The sequence below is a fragment of the Pseudomonas sp. P1.31 genome, from assembly GCF_001269815.1.
Lineage (GTDB): Bacteria > Pseudomonadota > Gammaproteobacteria > Pseudomonadales > Pseudomonadaceae > Aquipseudomonas > Aquipseudomonas rustica.
On record NZ_LHVN01000019.1, the window covers coordinates 304,481 to 322,463 of the forward strand.

General features: G+C 60.0%; 11 protein-coding genes. 4 read left to right on the forward strand and 7 right to left on the reverse strand.

Annotated features, from left to right (window positions below):
* Positions 1-39: 39 nt before the first annotated feature.
* The 3 genes from AD669_RS12255 to AD669_RS12265 all read right to left on the reverse strand — a co-directional run bounded on the left by AD669_RS12255 (position 40) and on the right by AD669_RS12265 (position 5,759).
* Positions 40-879, reverse strand: coding sequence for an SDR family NAD(P)-dependent oxidoreductase (locus AD669_RS12255; RefSeq protein WP_053120033.1), 840 nt, complete (start codon positions 877-879; stop codon positions 40-42).
* Between the two features lie 458 nt (positions 880-1,337).
* Positions 1,338-2,624: a mechanosensitive ion channel family protein gene (locus tag AD669_RS12260; protein WP_053120035.1), complete on the reverse strand. Its 1,287-nt coding sequence runs from the start codon at positions 2,622-2,624 to the stop codon at positions 1,338-1,340.
* Between the two features lie 87 nt (positions 2,625-2,711).
* Complete coding sequence (locus tag AD669_RS12265; protein WP_053120037.1) at positions 2,712-5,759, reverse strand: autotransporter outer membrane beta-barrel domain-containing protein; 3,048 nt, start codon at positions 5,757-5,759, stop codon at positions 2,712-2,714.
* Between the two features lie 339 nt (positions 5,760-6,098).
* Here AD669_RS12265 and AD669_RS12270 point away from each other — a divergent pair, with 339 nt between their 5' ends.
* The 4 genes from AD669_RS12270 (at position 6,099) to aspT (ending at position 11,683) form a co-directional block, all read left to right on the forward strand.
* Positions 6,099-7,214 (forward strand): AI-2E family transporter, encoded by a 1,116-nt coding sequence (locus tag AD669_RS12270; RefSeq protein ID WP_053120039.1) that lies wholly within the window; start codon positions 6,099-6,101, stop codon positions 7,212-7,214.
* Positions 7,215-7,269: 55 nt separating this feature from the next.
* A complete protein-coding gene (locus AD669_RS12275; protein ID WP_053120040.1) occupies positions 7,270-8,280 on the forward strand; it encodes an AraC family transcriptional regulator in 1,011 nt (336 codons plus the stop codon).
* A 72-nt stretch (positions 8,281-8,352) separates the two neighbouring features.
* Positions 8,353-9,966, forward strand: a complete 1,614-nt coding sequence (locus AD669_RS12280; protein ID WP_053120042.1) for a mechanosensitive ion channel family protein — start codon at positions 8,353-8,355, stop codon at positions 9,964-9,966.
* Positions 9,967-9,991: 25 nt separating this feature from the next.
* The gene (aspT, locus tag AD669_RS12285; protein WP_053120044.1) at positions 9,992-11,683 is read left to right on the forward strand and encodes an aspartate-alanine antiporter; all 1,692 of its coding nucleotides are present in this window, start codon (positions 9,992-9,994) and stop codon (positions 11,681-11,683) included.
* 562 nt (positions 11,684-12,245) lie between these two features.
* Here the strand turns inward: aspT and AD669_RS12290 are convergent.
* The 4 genes from AD669_RS12290 to AD669_RS12305 are packed head-to-tail and all read right to left on the reverse strand — an operon-like array spanning position 12,246 to position 17,974.
* Positions 12,246-14,342: an HlyD family efflux transporter periplasmic adaptor subunit gene (locus AD669_RS12290; RefSeq protein WP_053120045.1), complete on the reverse strand. Its 2,097-nt coding sequence runs from the start codon at positions 14,340-14,342 to the stop codon at positions 12,246-12,248.
* Positions 14,342-15,688, reverse strand: coding sequence for an efflux RND transporter periplasmic adaptor subunit (locus AD669_RS12295; RefSeq protein ID WP_172680106.1), 1,347 nt, complete (start codon positions 15,686-15,688; stop codon positions 14,342-14,344). The genes AD669_RS12290 and AD669_RS12295 overlap by 1 nt, the downstream gene beginning before the upstream one ends.
* Positions 15,685-16,458 (reverse strand): efflux RND transporter periplasmic adaptor subunit, encoded by a 774-nt coding sequence (locus AD669_RS12300; RefSeq protein WP_053120047.1) that lies wholly within the window; start codon positions 16,456-16,458, stop codon positions 15,685-15,687. Before AD669_RS12300 ends, AD669_RS12295 begins: the two co-directional genes overlap by 4 nt.
* A complete protein-coding gene (locus AD669_RS12305; protein ID WP_053120049.1) occupies positions 16,439-17,974 on the reverse strand; it encodes a TolC family protein in 1,536 nt (511 codons plus the stop codon). The genes AD669_RS12300 and AD669_RS12305 overlap by 20 nt, the downstream gene beginning before the upstream one ends.
* Between the last annotated feature and the right edge of the window lie 9 nt (positions 17,975-17,983).

A 17,983-nucleotide genomic window follows, 5' to 3' on the forward strand; every position in this document is an offset into this window, starting at 1 on the left:
GCAGAGCATCCTTTAGGTAGAAGTGGCGAGATCAATCGTTCAGCGCAACGACGCTCGCGCGGGTTTGCTGCGAAAGCTTTTGGCCAGGTTGCGGTCGACGATCCAGCGCTGCAGCGAGCTGCATTTGCGCGCAACGGCACGGATGACTTTGGCCTTGAACCCTGGCGTGATCATGAACTGCCGACGCTGGATGCCGCGCAGGATGCCGGCCACCGCTTGATCGACGGTGAGTACACCGGCCACCGAATTGAGCTCGCGGGTGACGTCACTGCCGTGCTGGCGTTCGTAGTCGAGCAGCGGCGTCTGGATCTCACCGGGGCAGACCACCGAGACATCAATGCCGCTGAGTCTCTGTTCGGCGCGCAACACTTCTGCCAGACCGACTACGCCGAATTTGGACGCGGCGTAGGCCGATTGGGTGTAACTGCCGACGATGCCGGCCAGCGACGCCATGAACACCAGATGCCCTTGCGTGGCCAAATGCTTCAGAGCGCTGGCGGCGAAGTTGCGGCTGCCGAGCAGGTTGACCCGAATGACTCGCTCAAAGGTCTCGTAGGGCAGGTCGGTGAACACTGCATTACGCATCATCCCGGCGCAGTTGAATGCCAGATCGGCCGCACCTTGCTGCGCGTGGGCATTGGCCATGGCCAGATCCATCGCCTGCGGATCGGTGACGTCAGCCGGATAGAAACGTACTGACTGGCCTTTGACTTTGCAGGCCTGCTGCAAGCGCGCGAGGGTGTCGCCAGGCATTTGCAAATCGAACACGGCCACGCTGCAACCTTCTGCAATCAATGCATGGGCAAAGCCCAGACCGATACCGCTGCCGCCTCCGGAAAGGTAAACGGCGCGAGGGGTACGATGCTTCCACTTCGACATGAAATGACCTGCTGGATGAGGGTGTTATTGGCCCGCAAAAAGACATCGGCACGGGCGGGTTCTTGTTTGTCATAAAGTTATCTTTTCGCGCCTTGGGTCACTTGGCGTTTGACGAACGTAATTTGATCGATTGCGAATATGGCGGGCGCAGGTCTGACGCCTTCGCGAGCAAGCCCGCGCCCACATTTATCGGTGGCTGGCCACAGCTTTTGTGGGCACTGAAGAACCCTGTGGGAGCCGGGCTTGCTCGCGAAAGCGGTCGGTCAGTCGAGTAGGGTGTCTGACCCACCGCTTTCGCGAGCAGGCTCACTCCTACATTTATCGGCGTTTGATCGCAGCTTTGGTGGGCACTGAAGAACCTTGTGGGAGCCGGGCTTGCCCGCGAAAGCGGTGGGACAGGCGATGGGGAATTGGCAGATTGACCGCCATCGCGAGCAGGCTCACTCCTACAGTTTTTGTCAGGCGTGATGGCGGGTGGCGGCCAGTTGCATGGCGGTGTTGGGTAATGCGCCGCGCCAGTCGTTGCCGCTCGGTTGCTGGTAGAGGCTGAGGCCGAATTCGGGGAGGACGGCCAGCAGGTAGTCGAAGATGTCCGCCTGAATGCGTTCGTATTCGCCCCATTCGGTGGTTTTCGTGAAGCAGTAGATTTGCAGCGGCACGCCCTGAGCGGTGGATTGCATCTGGCGCACCATGCAGGTCATGTGCGGAGCAATCGAAGGGTGGCTGTCGAGGTAGGCCTGGGCATACGCGCGGAAGGTGCCGAGGTTGGTCATGCGGCGGCGATTGGCCGACAGCGCAGCGACATTGCCTTGGGCTTCGTTCCAGCGTTGCAGCTCGGGTTGTTTGCGCGCCAGGTACTCATTGAGCAAGCGCACCTGACCCAGATGACGCTCTTCCTCGTCACTCAAAAAGCGTACGCCGCCGGCATCGATGTGCACGTCGCGCATGATCCGGCGCCCGCCCGCCTGCTGCATGCCGCGCCAGTTCTTGAACGAGTCGGACATCAGGCGCCAGGTCGGGATCGACACGATGGTTTTATCAAAATTCTGCACTTTGACCGTGTGCAGCGTTATATCCACCACATCGCCATCCGCGCCCAATTGCGGCATTTCGATCCAGTCGCCAACCCGCAGCATGTCATTGCTGGTCAGCTGCACACTGGCAACAAACGACAGTAGCGTGTCCTTGTAAACCAACAGAATCACTGCCGACATCGCACCCAGCCCGGACAGCAGTAACAGCGGTGAGCGATTGATCAGCGTGGCGACAATGATGATGGCGCCGAGCACATACAAGAGCATCTTCGCCAGTTGCACGTAGCCTTTGATCGAACGAGTACGGGCATGCTCGGTGCGCGCGTAGATCACCAGCATCGTATCGAGTGATGCGCTGATCGCCATCACCAGCGACAACAGGGTGAAGGACAGCGCGAGGTTGCCGAGAATGGTTTGCAATCTGTCACTCAGGCCCGGAATGATCGCCAGGCCGAATTGCACCACCAGCGACGGAATGATCTGCGCCAGACGATGAAAAACCTTGTTGTCACTCAGATCGCCGATCCAGCGCATAGACGCCTGACGGCGCAGCAGTCCGACTCCTTGCGCGATCACAAAGCGGCCGATACGGCCGAGCAACAGGGCGACAAATAACAGCGCCAACAGCGTCAGGCTGGCGTTGACGTAGGGATGGTTGTCCAGCGAGCTCCAGAACTGCTGAACGTTGAGCCAAATCTCTGAAAAGTTCATCGGTTTTAATGATTCCTGTACAGCGCGGCCCCTCTTCCTTTACGGGAGAGAGGGCCGGGTGAGGGGAGGCGGTAGTCAATGCCGCGATTAGAAGTTGTATTTCAAACCGACCTGGCCACTGACGTTGCCGTAGTCGTCTTCACCGCTTTGCACACCGACCTGACCCCAGGTGCTCCAGTGCTTGCCCAATACCAGTTGCGCACCGGTCTTGAACTCGTAGCGGTCTTTCGGATCGCCGCCCTGCATGACGCTGTCGTTAAAGGCGACGGCGTTGTCGCGGCTGTTGTGGTACCAATTGACGTCGGCATAGGGCTGAACCTTCATGCCGCTGTCGAGGTTGATCTGGCTGTACACCCGCATGCCTGTGCGGGTAGTCACACCGCCGGCCTCGTCGGATTTGATCTCGGTGCCGTTGGTTTCCTGATGATCATCGCTGTCGTAATGCGTCGCGGTGATCTGCAGTTGTGGCTGCACGTAGACCCGCGAGGTTTCATTGCTGAACACATTCCACGAGTACCCGGCTTCGATGGAGCCGGCCAGCGTGCGCGAGTCATAGTTTTCTTCGTCCAGACCTTCGCCTTGCACGCTGTTGTCGTAGCGGCCGTATTGCAGCCAGCTATCGACGTACAAGCCGGTTTCGCCGGTCGGATTGGCGAACCAGGTTCCGTAGACACCCACGGCGGTACCGTCGACTTCACCTTTGGAGCTATAGCCGGTCAGGCCGGAGCGGGTGGTATTTTGATTACTGCCAGTACCGGCCATGACGCCGAAAATGCCCCGGCCGTACTCGCCCCAATGCGCCAGATCGGCACCGATCTGCAGCACCGAGGTATCGCTGTCGACGTCCAGTTGGCCTTTGCCACCGGTGTAATCGGTGTCGGTGCGATTGACCCGAACCCAGAGGCTGCCGAGGCGATCATCGCTGAGTTTTTGTGGATCCAGTTCCGGCGTGCCCAGACGGTCGTGCATCGACAGCTGGAACATGTTCACTGCTGCGGCCTGGTTACTCAGGTAGCTGCCGACTTCCGGGCGGTATACCGGCACGGCCGGGGCGGTTGGAGGTGGCGGCACGATCGGGTCAGTCGGGTCTCCGGGATCGACGGGTGGAGGCACGATTGGATCGGTCGGATCTCCCGGCTCTCCGGGATCGACTGGAGGCGGCACGATCGGATCGGTCGGATCAGTCGGCAATTCCGAACGCAGGTACCAGTCACCGTCATTAGGATCGGTGTAGCTGCCCTGATAGAGGAAATACTCTTCGCTGCCACCCACTGCGCGACCGGCCAGGTCGAACTGCGCGTCGGACTGACCATCGACCTGAATCAATTCGATGCCATCGGTGGTGGTGTCGCCGACGCCGCCGACATTATTGACGTGCACGTACGCCTGGCCGGAGGTGCTGCCCTCGACGTGCAGCATGTCGGAGGGAGAGTCGTCGCCATTCAGTTCGCTGTTCATCAACAGCACGCCGCCGTTGCTGTTGAAGTCGCCCGTGACGGTGAGGGTTTTGAAGTCGCCATTGGTAGGCTGGGCGAAGGCGATGGTGCTGTTGTTCAGATCGACCTGGCCGACCGTTGAATCGCCGGTCATCGTCCATTCACTGCCGCCGCTGAGGGCCAGCTGATCCACTGCGCCGTTGGTTGCGCCTTGCCAGCTCGACATGTCGTTTAGCGTCATGTCAGTGGTGGCGGTGATTTGCCCGTCGCCGTTGGAGTCGACGCCAATAATGTCGCCCTGCACGCGGGAGCGCTGATCAAGGTTGATGCCGACAGACTGGCTCTCGTCATTGTTTTGCACGAACACGCCGTTGCCGCCGCTGGCCTGGGCGCCGTGGTTCAGATCGATCAGGGACATGCCGCTGCCGCCGGCATTGATTTCGATCGCGCTGCCCTGGGCGCTGGTCAACGAACCGCCATTGAGGCTCAGTGTGCCGCCACTCATTTGTGCGGCGGACGAGCCCTGGCCCTGTGCATCGACGTTACTCGCGGTCAGGTTGACTCGGCTGCCTTCGCCCGTCACCACAACACCGGCAGCGTTATCGCCGGTCGTCGTAACGCCGCTGTCGCTGGCGGAAATGCTCCCGCCATCCTGCGCGACCAGACCGGCAGATTGCTCGCCGCCGGTGGTGATTTGACTGCCGCTGACAACCACAGTGCTGCGCACCCCGGTGCTGTTGGTACCCAAAGCAACTATTGCTGCGGAGTCGGTTCCCGAAGTACTGACTGTCGCATTGGTCACGCTGGCGTAATGGCCATTGTCGTTGTACAGACCGATGCTCTGATCGCCCGCCGTACTGATACCGCCACCGGTCATTTCGAAGCGTGTGTGCATACCATCATTGACGACATTCACGCCATTGGCGTTATCGCCGGTGGTGGTGACGGTGGTGTTTTCGATGGTAATGATGCTGTCATCACTGGTCACGATGCCGGTGCTGCCATCACCTTGAGTGGTCACGCTGCTGTCGCCCAGATACACCCCGCTAAGGCCTTGGCCGACCAGTCCCGCCGAATTGGCGCCAGAGGTCGTGATCGAGCTGTTGGTCAGGCTGATGATCGGTACATCGCTGCCAGCCGCCGCCGGATCTCCTGCGATTACGCCGATCGAATCAGAGCCTGAGGTCGAGACGTTGACGTTGTTGCCAGTGATCTCGCCCGAGTGGATGGCCGCCATGCCAGTGGCATTGTTGCCATCGGTGGTGACGTTGCTATCGTTGACGGTGACTTGGCTGGCATCGCCGCTTAAACCGGCGGACAGCACACCCGTGGCGCCGTTGCCATGGGTGGTCACATCGCTGTTGTCGAGGGTGATGTTGCCGCCGGAAATCGCGCTGACGCCGGTGGCAGCGTTGCCCGAAGACGTCAGATCAACGCCGCTGGCGCTCAAGTCACCGCCGTTGCGCGCCTCGATGACGCTCTCGCCATCGGCGGTGGTGTTGTAGTCGCCGGGCGCCAGGGTCACGCGGGTACCGTCGGCAACCTCGGTTGCTTGAGCGCTCAATGGGCCGAGCAGCGACACCAACAGGGTCGCGGCAAGACTCGCTGACCCGCTGCGGGTGCGCGAAGAAGCCAGTTCAGACGTAACGACAAAACGGCGTACAGCGCGATTCCATACCACGCGGTAGAGGTGATTCATGCAAAGGGTCCTTTTGCCAAATTCAACGCAGGCGAACACGAGCGGCAGCGGCTACGTGCAGCGGCGGATTCAGTGTGGGTTGGCGTAAATGGCGGAAGGATCGGCCGCAGCCGAGCGGGACAAACGTATTGAAGGTACAAGTGAAACCATTCAGCCAGTTATGCAAGGCTACGCAGCCGAGGGTTTTCTGACTTTGCGTTTAGCGAATTAGTGTTGATGTTTTGCGAATGCATACCGGCGTGGATGCCCGAACTGTGGGATTGTTACGCGTAAGCACGACGACTGCGCAGATGTGTTCTAGTCTCAGCGCACTGAAGGAATGAGCCTCGGAGAGTAGCAATGGAAGAGAAACCGTTTTTGACCTTTAACAGTTCCAGAGCATTACTGGATGTACTCATCCGCGCCGGACTGATCACAGTGCTGGTGCTGTTCTGCTACGACATCTTTCATCCGTTTCTCAACGTGATGTTGTGGTCGCTGATCCTTGCCGTCACCCTCTATCCGCTCAACCAGATGCTTGGTGAAAAGCTCGGTGGTCGGTATGGCTGGGCGTCGGTGATTCTGGTCATTCTGGGCCTGGTGATCCTGATGCTACCGTTGAGTCTGCTGGGTGCCTCGGTGGCGGACTCGGTGCAAACCGGCATCCACGCGGTAGAGAATGGTCAGTTCGAAATTCCGCCACCACCGGCCAATGTCGAGAGCTGGCCGCTGATCGGCGCGCCGCTGTATGGCGTCTGGCTGCACGCCTCGCAGGATCTGAGCTGGGCGTTTCATCAGGTGGCGCCACACCTCAAAGACTGGAGCAAAGTGGCGTTGCATCAAGTGGCCGGAGTCGGTACAGGGATTGTCGTGTTCATCCTCGCGCTGATCTTCGCCGGGCTGATCATGAAGAACGGCGAGGCGGGCCACCGCACAGCGGTAGCGATTACCTCACGGGTTTCCGGTCCGGTACGCGGGCCGCAGATTGCCGAACTGTGTACCGCGACGATTCGTGCGGTGGCGCAGGGCGTGGTCGGCATCGCGTTCATTCAAATGCTGCTGATTGGTGTGGCGTTGGTGATCATGGGCATTCCGGCGGCGGGCGTACTCGCCTTGATGGTGCTGCTGCTGGGCATCATGCAACTGCCAGTGTTGCTGATTACGCTGCCGGTGGTGATCTATGCATTTGCCCAAGGTGGCGTCAGCGCGAGCACGGTTATTTTTGCGGTCTGGATGATCATCGCCGGGCTCTCAGACAACGTGCTCAAGCCGATGCTGTTGGGGCGCGGTGTGGCCGTGCCGATGCCGGTGGTGTTGATCGGTGCGCTCGGTGGGATGATTACCAGTGGCATCATCGGTTTGTTTACCGGCCCGGTCATTTTGGCGATTGGTTACGAGCTGTTCATCGGTTGGGTGTATCACTCGGCCGATCCTGATGGGCCTGTTATGCCAGTAGTTGAAGAGCCTTCCTCTTGACAGTGGGCGGTTGAAACCTGATTCATGACCCACTTTTCGACTAAGGATGCAGGCAATGTTTCTGTTACGCAGCGGTGCCATCGAGGGCTACAGCGCGCTTGTGACCGAGCTTGGGCAGAACCCGATGACTCTGCTGCGTAATGGCGGCATGGTAGTTGCGCAATTGCGCGAACCCAACAGCTATCTGTCTTACGAAAAGACTGCGGATTTGCTGGACGCGTCCGCGCGGCAATGCCATGAACCGTTGTTCGGTTTACGCTTGGCATCGCGACAAAACCTGCTGGCCATCGGCGACGTGGCGTTGTCCGGCAGTCGCCAGGCGACTATCGGCGAAGCGTTGAATTTCGCCCGGCAGTATTTGTACCTGCATGCCAGCGGCTTGCACCTTGAACTGAGTCGTCGGGGAGAGCGCGCCGAGGTCAAGCTTCGGTTCGATTTCACCAACGAGTTGGGCTTGCAACAACTGAGTCAGCTCAGTGCCGCGCAATTGTTCAACGCAATGAAAATCCTCAGCGGTGCCGACAGCCCGCAAATTCGTATGCACCTGCAGCAAGGCACCTTGAAAAGTCCCGGTTGGCAGTCCATCAACGTCTACGGCAAAGTCCGCTTCGACAGCACATTTGACGGCGTCAGTTTTCCTTTCGAATACCTCAAGCGCTCGCCGTTGGCCGATGAGAATTTGATGCGTGAACACTGGATCAGCCGCATGCAGTCGCTCAAGACTCAATACCCCGACAATCTCCGCGCGCAGGTGTGTCACCTCATCGGCAGCCTGCTCAATACCGGTGAATGCAACATCGACGCCGTGAGTAATTCATTGGGATTACAGCCTCGGGTTTTGCAGAAACGCCTGAAGGCAGAAAACAGCAGTTTTAGTCGTTTGTTGCAGGACACACGCCTGGAAATCGCCAAACAGAATCTGCTGCACGACAAGACCAGCATCACCGACCTGGCGCTGAATCTGGGCTACGCCGACGTCTCGGTGTTCAGCCGTCATTTCAAACAATGGACGGGCGTTTCTCCGCGCAACTGGCGGGTACAACAACTGTTGGCAGAGGAAATCTGACAACCGTTCATCGCTCAACTACGCTGCCTTACGTATCCCTCACAAATAACTGTGGCGTAAGGAAAAAGGCGCATGCGAAGCAGGCTGCTGGCAGTATTGATGGTGGTTTTCGCAACGCTTTGGTGCGGGGCTGGATGGGCGCTTGATGCCGCCGCAAAACCGGATAACGACGCGGTCGAGTTGAAGGTCGCCAACCGCAGCATCATTACGTTTCGCGCAACCATTCTGGGCGAGGCGCCGGCCTCGCGGGTCAAACGGGCGAAAATGGTCATCAGTGAAGCGCTCGATGAGGACGCCGAACTGAACATCAGCATCGACTCGATCCAGAACAGTTACATGGTGCTGCTCGGCAACAAGCGGGCATTCATCGTTTCACCCAACGATGTCGACAGCCTGCAATATTCCTCGGTGCAGCAGGCCGCCGAAGGTGCGGCTGAAAAACTGCGTCAGGTCGTCTCCGAGACCCGTGAAGCGCGCAGCATGGATCTGATCATCAGGTCGCTGGCCTTGGCGGCGGTGGCCACCGTCATCTATGTCGCGTTGTTGTGGGCGCTGGCCTGGATGCGCCGGCGCTTGCTGAGAAAACTCCCCGAACTGATGGATCGCCACACCAAGGCGTTGAAGGTCGGGCGGGTGCAGGTCATCGACGCCAATTTCCTTTATCCCTTGGTCAGCCGTTTACTGTTGGTGCTGCGCTGGCTGGTGATTTTGCTGCTGACCTATGAGTGGCTGGGCTTTGTCCTGTCGCGGTTTCCCTACACCCGGCCTTGGGGTGAAAGCCTCAACAACTACCTGTTCGAACTCGCCGACTATCTGCTGCAAGGCATCGTCGGCGCCGTCCCGGGATTGGGCGTGGCGTTGGCGATTTTCTTTATTGCGCGCGGCGCTACTGCGTTTACCCGGCGCATGCTGCGGCGCATGTCGACGCCGGGCACGTTCAGTTGGCTCAATCACGAAACCCTGCAACCGACCCAACGGCTGACGTCGCTGGCGATCTGGTTGTTTGCGCTGGCGATGGCTTATCCGTATCTGCCCGGCGCCGGAACCGATGCGTTCAAGGGCTTGTCGGTGTTGATCGGTCTGATGATTTCCCTCGGTGCGACCAGCGTGGTGGGGCAGGCAGCGGCCGGGTTGATCCTCACCTATACCCGCACATTGCGCCCGGGCGAGTTCGTCAAAATCGGCGAATACGAAGGCACGGTCACCGAGTTGGGCATGTTCACCACGCGTATTCGCACGGGGCTTGGTGAAGTGCTGACACTGCCCAATTCACTGATCACCGGTACCGTGACCAAGAACTACTCGCGCACCGTGCAAGGCCCGGGTTACGTGGTCGACACGGTGGTGACCATCGGCTACGACACACCGTGGCGGCAGGTCGAAGCGATGCTGCTGGAAGCGGCCAAACGCACGCCGGGGATTCTCGAAGACCCGGCGGCGCAGGTGTTTCAGACCGCGCTGTCGGATTTCTACCCGGAATATCGACTGGTGGCGCAGGCGATTCCGAGTCAGCCACGGCCACGCGCGGTGCTGTTGAGCATGCTCCACGCCAATATTCAGGACGTGTTCAACGAGTACGGCGTGCAGATCATGTCGCCGCATTATCTGGGCGATCCGCAGGCCGAGAAGTGGGTGCCGCGAGAGAAGTGGTTTACCTCGCCGGCGCAAGAACCGAAGGATCAGTGACCGTCGCTGCAAGGGAGTCCGCACCATGCTCGATTTTGTCCTTCACGCGTTACGCGCTGATCCGGAAATCGCCGTGTTCCTGGCGATCGCGCTGGGCGTATTTGTCGGGCGCATTCACATCGGCAGCTTTCATTTGGGCTCGGTGGCCGGCGCGCTGTTGATGGGGTTGCTGATCGGCCAGATCGGTCTGGAAGTGCCGACGGGGTTGAAGTCGGTGTTCTTCGTGATGTTCATCTACGCCGTCGGCTTTAAGAGCGGGCCGGAGTTTTTCGGCAGCCTCAATCGCGGCACGCTGAAACTGGTGTTGTTGTCGGTGGTGTTGTGCGCGACGGCATTGGTGGCGATTCTGGCGATGTATTGGCTGTTTGATTTCGACGCCGGTTTCACCGCCGGACTCGGTGCCGGTGCGCTCACCGATACGGCGATCATGGGCACCGCGACCAGCGCGATCAATCAGTTGAGTCTCGACGCGGCAGCCGTGGCGAAACTCAACAGCCACATGGCGATTGCCTACGCGATCACCTACCTGTTCGGCACCATTGGTTTGATCGTGTTTGTCGGCAGCATTGCGCCGAAGTTGCTCGGTGTGAATCTGCGCGAATCGGCGCGTGAACTGGAGCTGGAACTGGGGATCGCCAAGGAAGAAGAGGCGATCACCGTGCCGTACACGAGGATCGTTGTGCGTGCGCATCAGGTGGCGAGCAATGGTCAGGCCGATGGGCAGCGGATCATCGACATCGAAAAGCTGCACGAATCGCTGACGGTCGAGCGCGTGGTGCGGGCCGGGCAGGTGATCGAGCGCGATGAAAATTTTGTGTTGATGGCGGGGGATGTGGTCGGTGTGTATGCCTTGCGCGACGCGGTGGGCACGCTGAGCCATTGGGTCGGGCCGGAGATCGATCATCCTGAGTCGCTGTCGTTTCCGACCCGTGAGGTGGACATTGTGCTGACCTCGGCGGAGTTCGCCGGCAAGACGATTCATCAGGCGAAAAGCCGTTTAGCCAATGACAAGCGCCTGGGCTGCTTCGTCAACAACATCACACGTCAGGGCTATGACTTGCCTCTGTTGCCGAACACGGTGTTGCGCCGGGGGGATGTGATTACGTTGACCGGGCGCACCGCCAGCGTCGAAATGATCGCCAAACGGCTGGGGCGCATTCGCAAGAACAATTACAAAAGTGACATCGCCATGCACACGCTGGGCATGGTCGTGGGCTCGTTGATCGGCTTGCTGTCGACGCATATCGGCATGATTCCGGTGGAACTGGGTATTGGCGGCGGGGTGTTGGTCGCGGCATTGGTGATTGGCTGGTACAACTCGCGCCACCCGGAAATCGGCGCGTTGCCACCGGCGGCGCAATGGGCGTTTTCCGAGTTCGGCCTGACCGCGTTTGGTGCGGTGGTCGGCCTGCTGGCCGGGCCAGCGGCGTTTGCAGCGATGAAAGAGCAAGGGCTGGCGTTGTTGCTGTCCGGCGCCGTGGTAACGATTGTGCCGCCGCTGGTGGCACTGTACTTCGGTCGCTACGTGCTGCGCTTGCACCCGATGATTCTTTTTGGCGCATTGGCTGGGGCACAGACAGAGGCGGCTTCGATGAACAAGATCATTGAGCAGTCCGGCAGCAATACACCGGTGATTGGCTTCACCGTGTGTTATGCAATTTCCAATGTGCTGCTGGCGGTGTGCGGGCCGATCATCATCTTTGTGGTGGCGGGCTGAATTTCCCCAGAGCTACCTACACACCACCTTGAAGCTCCCCATTCCCTGTGGTGTGTCAGTGGAATTGGATTTGATGGCTGGCTGGGGTCAGCAGAAGTGCAGATTTTTCTGGGTAACCGCTTTCCTTGTGGTGAGGGGATTTATCCCCGTTCGGCTGCGCAGCAGTCGCAAATCCATTGCATGCGGTGTGTCTGGTGTGCCGGGATTGTAGGTTTTGGGGCCGCTTCGCAGCCCATCGGGGATAAATCCCCTCGCCACAGGGTTTGTGGTGTGTCAGTGGAATTGGGTTTGATGGCTAGCTGGGTTTCGCAGAAGTGCAGTTTTCTGAGGTGACCCCCATTCCCCTGTGGTGAGGGGATTTATCCCCGACCGGCTGCGCAGCAGTCGTGAAGCCATTGCATGCGGTGTGTCTGATGTATCGGGTTTGCGGGTTTGGGGCCGCTTCGCAGCCCATCGGGGATAAATCCCCTCGCCACAGGGTTGGATGTGTTCTCAAGGGTTGGGGTGTGTCTGGAGGACAGCCTTTGCTTGTGGTGAGGGGGATGGACTGAGAGCTTGGGGGTTAGAAGCCACTTTCGCGCATTAGCACCGCCAATACATGCGTTGCACCATCGGCCAGCAAACTGCGCCGTTCGCCTTCGATTTTCAGATGCCCACGGGTTTCGCGAAGGGTGGGCATGGGTTCGTCGAGCTGGATCAGTACCTGAAACAAAGCGCTGCTCGGGATCAACGAGTGCTCGGCAGTCGTGGTGGGTACCGGGCCGCCGAAGCGTGACGAGAGCATGCGGTGGGACAACTGGCTCGCGCGGGTGCTGCCGATTTGCAGGACGCGGCCGCTACGTGGCGTGGTCTGGCCGTCGGGGTAGAAGCGTACGTGGTCGCCGATGGCCATGCGGTGCACTTGATCCTGCGCGACATACGCATCCACCTGCCAGCTGCGCGGGTCAACCAGCATGCCCAGCGATTCTTGACGACCGACCCATTGCCCCGGTTTCCAGTCCGGGTTGACGTCCAGCCACACCCCGGAAAACGGTGTTTGCAGATTCAGCCGGGCGATTTCCGAGCGGGCCGCGCGGGCTTCTTCGAATTGCACGTTGAGACGTTGACGGGTCACGGCATCCTCAGCCAAACCACCGGGATCGGCGATCAGCCCGGACAGCCGCGCTTCATAGCTACGTGCATTGGCTTCACTGCTGCGTACGCGCGAGGCGATGTCCGGCTCATCCAGCACGACCAGATTGGTGCCAGCCTCGACCGGACCATCGGCGTGAATCGATTGCAGCCGCGCCGGGTAGGGCGCATAGACGCGCATCTGATGCTCGGCCCGCGCCACGCCCACTGCATCGATCTGCGTGCGCCAAGGGATCGCCAGCCCCGCCAGAATCGCCAGCAACACCAGATACAGTTGCACCTTGCGCCGGCTCGGCACCGCCGCGCGGTGTTTCCACCAGTGACCGAGTTCGCGCATGACGGGCAGGGCGATAAACCACGACAGTTCGACCATGAACAGGAAAATCCCCAAGACCTTGAAGAAGAACAGATAGACCGCCAGCGCGATCCCCAGAAACAGCACCAGACGATAAACCCAGGTGAAGATCGCAAACGTCACCAACAGTCGCCGCTGACCGGTCGGAAACGTCTCCGGCCAGTCCTCGCGCAAACCGAGCAGATTGCGCCGCAACGTCACCCGCGCCAGTGCCGATGCACGCTCGTGCAGATTGGGAAAATCAAGCAAATCGGAAAGAATGAAATAGCCGTCAAAACGCATGAACGGACTGGCATTCAACGCCAGCGACAGCAACCAACTGGTGGTCGCCAGATACAGCAGGGCATTGCGTAGCGCCCCCGGATCGCACACCGCCCAGCCCAGCGTCGACAGACCGGCCAGCGACAGTTCGGTGATGATCCCCGCCGAGGCAATCGCCAGACGCTGCCGCGAACGGCTGAGTTTCCAGCTCTCGCCGGTGTCGGTATAGAGCATCGGCCACATCACCACAAACGCGATGCCCATGTGCCCGACGCGCAAGCCCAGCCGTGTCGCGACCAAGGCATGGCCGAGTTCATGCAGAGTCTTGGCGACGATCAACGCCAAGGCAAAACTGAACAGGCCTTCGGTGGAAAACGACTCGACCACCGCGCTGGTAAACGTGTCCCACTGCTGCAACACCAGAACGATGCCGAGCAGGCTCAAACCGAGCACAAGCATGCCGGTGAGCGGATGAAACAGCCAACCCAAGGCCTTCGCCAGATGCTGCAAATGCTGTTGCGGGCGCAGCAGCGGAATACGGAAAAACAGGTAATGGTGCAGCCACCAGCGCCAGGTCAGCCAGCCACCTTCTTCGCCTTTGGCTTTAAGCTTTTCCAGCGCCGCCGGGCCGGCACGCAGCAGCTGATGCTGTTCAAGAAACTGGCGGAAATCGAGAATCTGTTCGACGTCGGGTTTGAGCGCCGTGCCTTCAGCTATCTGCTCGCTGATCTGCCGGGGTGATTGGCCCCAACGCAGCAGGCACTCGAATTCCAGCCAGCCGATGCGGTAGAAACGATTGATCACCGTGTCTTGAATCACCCACGCCGGTTCACCGTTGCTGCCATCGGCAGCCTCGCTCAGGCGCAGGTCTTCACGCAGCGGGGGCAGGGGCAGATCGGCCGGATCGAGCATTACCAGCCACTCCACGCCCGCATTGTCGCCAGTGGTCGACGCAGCAAGTAATAACCGAGCATCACTCGACCGCCATACAGTTTCGCGGTGCCGTGCAAGCCCAGTCGCGCGTGTTCCGGTGCGCCGTCGATGCTCGCCAACAAGCGATAGGCGACCACGCCTTCGTCACTCGGCCGTGCCTGATAGCTGGTTTCAAGGATCTTGCCCTTGAGCGGCGTCAGCGGATAAGCGGTCAAAAACAGCGTCACTTCGGCGCCCGGTTCCAGCGCGATCGCGTCGGCTACGGCCAGTTGAATCAGCATCGCCGGTTGCGTCGGATCAGCGACTTGCATGATTCGTTCGCCGGTCACCACCGGTTTGCCCAGCCAATCGTTGGGATCGCTGAACACCGCAACACCGCCTCTCGGCGACAGCACTTTGGTGCGCTTCAACTGCGCTGCGACCGCCGCCAGTTCTGCGCGCCGTTGCTGCGAGCGGCCTTCAAGCAGGGTCAATTCGCTTTTGCTTTGCGGGTTGTCGAACGCGCGTTGACTGGCCGCCTGCAACTCGGCATCGGCCACCGCGACTTCCTTGCCGAGCACTTCGGCGCGACTGCGCAACGTGGTTTCGTCGAGGGAAAACAGCAGCGTGCCAGCATCGACCGGTTGATTGGGGCGAACCTCGATCTTCTCGATCACGCCATCGATGGGCGAACTGATGATCTGTGCCTGCCGCGAGACGATTTCGGTCGGCGCCAGCGCGGTTTGCCGCACCGGCAACAGCAGCAGGGCACCGAGCACAATCGCGGTCAGCAGCAATTGCTTGCGACTGGGCCGCCAGCGATTGAAACGCTTGCGCTTGGTCAGCGCCGCCCAGCAATACGCCCACGTACCGACCAGACCTTTGAGGTGCTGCCACAACACCGCCGGCGGTTCTTGCTCCAGGAGTAACAGCAGCAAACCGAGGCGCTGCTCATCGCGATCCTGGATCGGCACGCACCAGACGCCCGACGGCCACCATTCGCCCCAACCTTCGGCGATGTCGGCCGGTGCGTCGACCGTTTCCTGTGTCAGCCACACCGGTTCGCCAGCAGGGACTTGCGTGGCGATCCAGCGACTGGCGCGGCGCAGCCACACCAGGTACGGCGAGTCTTCACTGGGCCGGGACAATCCCGAGACGTTCAACAACTCCAGTGATGATTCACGCTGGGCAAACACCAGCGCCTGATGAAATTGCAACAACGGATATAAGTCGTTGGCCATGCTGAATGCCAACGCGTTGAGCGAGTCGGCCGCCATGGCCTTGTCGCGCAGCGCGTCGAGTTCGAGCAGCAGGTGAGGGTGCGGCAGTTGCTCGTTCATGCTCATGGTTGCGCAGCTTGATCAAATTGCGCCGTGCCGCTCATGCCCGCCATCAGGTCGGGATATTTGTTGTCGAGGCGCGCTTCGAGTTCGACGGTTTGTGCTACCGCATCGACGCGCGAGTTGATCCCGCTGACATGCGCGGGATAGGTCTTGCCGGTCTCATGAATGCTGACTTGCAGCGGTAGGCCGGGTTTCAGATTTTTCAGCAGATTGGACGGCACGTTCAAACGCACCTTCAGCGCGCCATCGCTGACCAGATCAAACAATGGCGTACCGGCGGTGACGGTCTGGTACGGCTTGACGTACACCTTGGCCACGCGCCCGGCAAACGGTGCGAGCACTTGGCAATAACTGCTTTGCGCGGCACCCATGGCCCGCGCGCCGTCGGCCTTTTGCACTTCGGTGTTGGCCATCGACACTTCGATATCGCCAACGGCATTGAGTTGGCGCAGTTGTTTTTTTGCCTCCAGATTCTGTTTGGCCATGGCCAGTTCTGCCGCCGCGACTTTGGCCCGCGCTTCGGCCTCGTTGCAGTTGAAGCGGGCGAGCAGTTCGGACTTGCCGACCTGTTCGCCGAACCCGGCTTTCAGTTCACCGAGGGTGCCGCTCATTTGGCTCGACAGCGTGGTTTCCAGCTCGGAAGCGAGCAACACACGAATGGCGCTCGCGCTTTCCAGGGACGGGGCCGAAGGTGCGTCTTCGGCGTGGGCATTGAGGATCAGACAGGCCAACAACAGAACCCCGAAACGGGGCTCAAGGGCGATTTTGCGCATTCGGCGTTCCTTGCGAAGTGACGAGCAGGCGTTGCTGTTCTTGTTGGTTCAGGGTGCGCTGGATTTCCCGCGACAGGGTCTTGATGTCGTGTTGGTCGATTTCCTTCGGCAGCACATCGAGACCGACCGAGTTGTACATGCGCCCCCACGCCGCTTGGGCACTGGAGAACGCCGCTTCACGCTGATAACGCGAGAGCAGATAACGGCCTTCGGAGCGGATCACTTCCAGCTCCGAGCCAAGTGCGCCGGTCTTTGCGGCTTGCGCATAGTCGAGCAGGCTGCGGTCGACGCGCAGGCTGTCTTCAGCAAACTCCACTTCCTGACGCGCCAGTTGATAGCGCAGGGTGCCAACGCGCACTTGCGTGAGAATCGCCATCGACAGCGCCACGCGGCGGGTGTCATCGGTTTCGCTCTGGGATTTCTCCGCAGCATTGAGCGACGGCAGTTGCAGCAGGCGCAGCAGGTTGGTCGACACTTGCAGGCCGGTGCTCATCCAGTCGTTGTTGTAGAGGTATTTGTTCGAGTCGTACTTGTAGCCGAAATCGACGCTGACGTTCGGCCACAACTGCGCTTTGGCAATCTCCAGATCCTTCTGGTTGACGCGTTTGCGGTACCACTCTTCCATGATTTCCGGGCGGTTCTCCAGCGACAACTGCTCAAGCTGCGCCATGCTCTGGCGCACTTCCGGCAGCGGTGGATCGGGCACGTCAGCCAGCACCATTTTCGAGCCCGGTGGCAGCGACATCAGCGCCGACAATTCGGCTTGGGCGAACTCCAGATCCTGACGGCGCACGGTCAGCAGGTAGATCGAGTCGAGGAGGGCGCGTTGATAGGCGAGGATCTCCTGACGCGGCAACAGGCCCCGGGTTTCCGCTTCACGCGCGGAGGTCAGCGCGGTGTGGGTGCGCATCAACAGCTTGTCGACTTCCGGCATCAAACGTTGCGCGCCGAGTGCTCGCCAGTACGCGTTGCGCACATCCTGCAGGACGTTTTGCGCGACTTTGCGCCGGCGTTCTTCGGCCATCAGAATCTGGTCGGATTTCTGTTGCGTGCGGTAATAGGCGACGCCGAAATCCAGCAGGCTCCAGCTCAGACCGAGGCCGTAGACTTCGCGGTAGCGTTCCTCTGACGTCGATGGCCGCAAGCTGACCTGACGATCCTCGATGCCGATCGAGGTGCCGCCGGAGTCATTGTTTCGTCCGGCATAACCGGCGGAGGCCACCAGCTTCGGCAGCATTTCATGGCTGGACACATCACGCAGGTCTGAGGCCAGCGCGCTCTCCATCAGTTTCAGTCGATAGTCGAGGTTGTATTTCAGCGCTCGGGCTGCTGCGTCGTAAAAGGTGATCGGCGCTGTGACCGGTTCCTGCCCGGAGTACATGCGCGACTGATCGGCAATGATGCGTTGGCGGTTTTCCTCGTCGGTGGAAGGTTTCGGTTCCGTCGACGAACAGGCACTGAGCAGCAGTGCGGAGGCGATGGCGGTACTGAGAAGCCGGGTCGCGTTTTTACGCATGTTCATTCC

Coding starts and splice junctions, on each gene's coding strand:
- AD669_RS12255 (WP_053120033.1), bottom strand. CDS start 879: ATGTCGAAGTGGAAGCATCGTACCCCTCGCGCCGTTTACCTTTCCGGA.
- AD669_RS12275 (WP_053120040.1), top strand. CDS start 7,270: ATGTTTCTGTTACGCAGCGGTGCCATCGAGGGCTACAGCGCGCTTGTG.
- AD669_RS12305 (WP_053120049.1), bottom strand. CDS start 17,974: ATGCGTAAAAACGCGACCCGGCTTCTCAGTACCGCCATCGCCTCCGCA.
- aspT (WP_053120044.1), top strand. CDS start 9,992: ATGCTCGATTTTGTCCTTCACGCGTTACGCGCTGATCCGGAAATCGCC.
- AD669_RS12260 (WP_053120035.1), bottom strand. CDS start 2,624: ATGAACTTTTCAGAGATTTGGCTCAACGTTCAGCAGTTCTGGAGCTCG.
- AD669_RS12265 (WP_053120037.1), bottom strand. CDS start 5,759: ATGAATCACCTCTACCGCGTGGTATGGAATCGCGCTGTACGCCGTTTT.
- AD669_RS12300 (WP_053120047.1), bottom strand. CDS start 16,458: ATGCGCAAAATCGCCCTTGAGCCCCGTTTCGGGGTTCTGTTGTTGGCC.
- AD669_RS12270 (WP_053120039.1), top strand. CDS start 6,099: ATGGAAGAGAAACCGTTTTTGACCTTTAACAGTTCCAGAGCATTACTG.
- AD669_RS12295 (WP_172680106.1), bottom strand. CDS start 15,688: ATGAGCATGAACGAGCAACTGCCGCACCCTCACCTGCTGCTCGAACTC.
- AD669_RS12290 (WP_053120045.1), bottom strand. CDS start 14,342: ATGCTCGATCCGGCCGATCTGCCCCTGCCCCCGCTGCGTGAAGACCTG.
- AD669_RS12280 (WP_053120042.1), top strand. CDS start 8,353: ATGCGAAGCAGGCTGCTGGCAGTATTGATGGTGGTTTTCGCAACGCTT.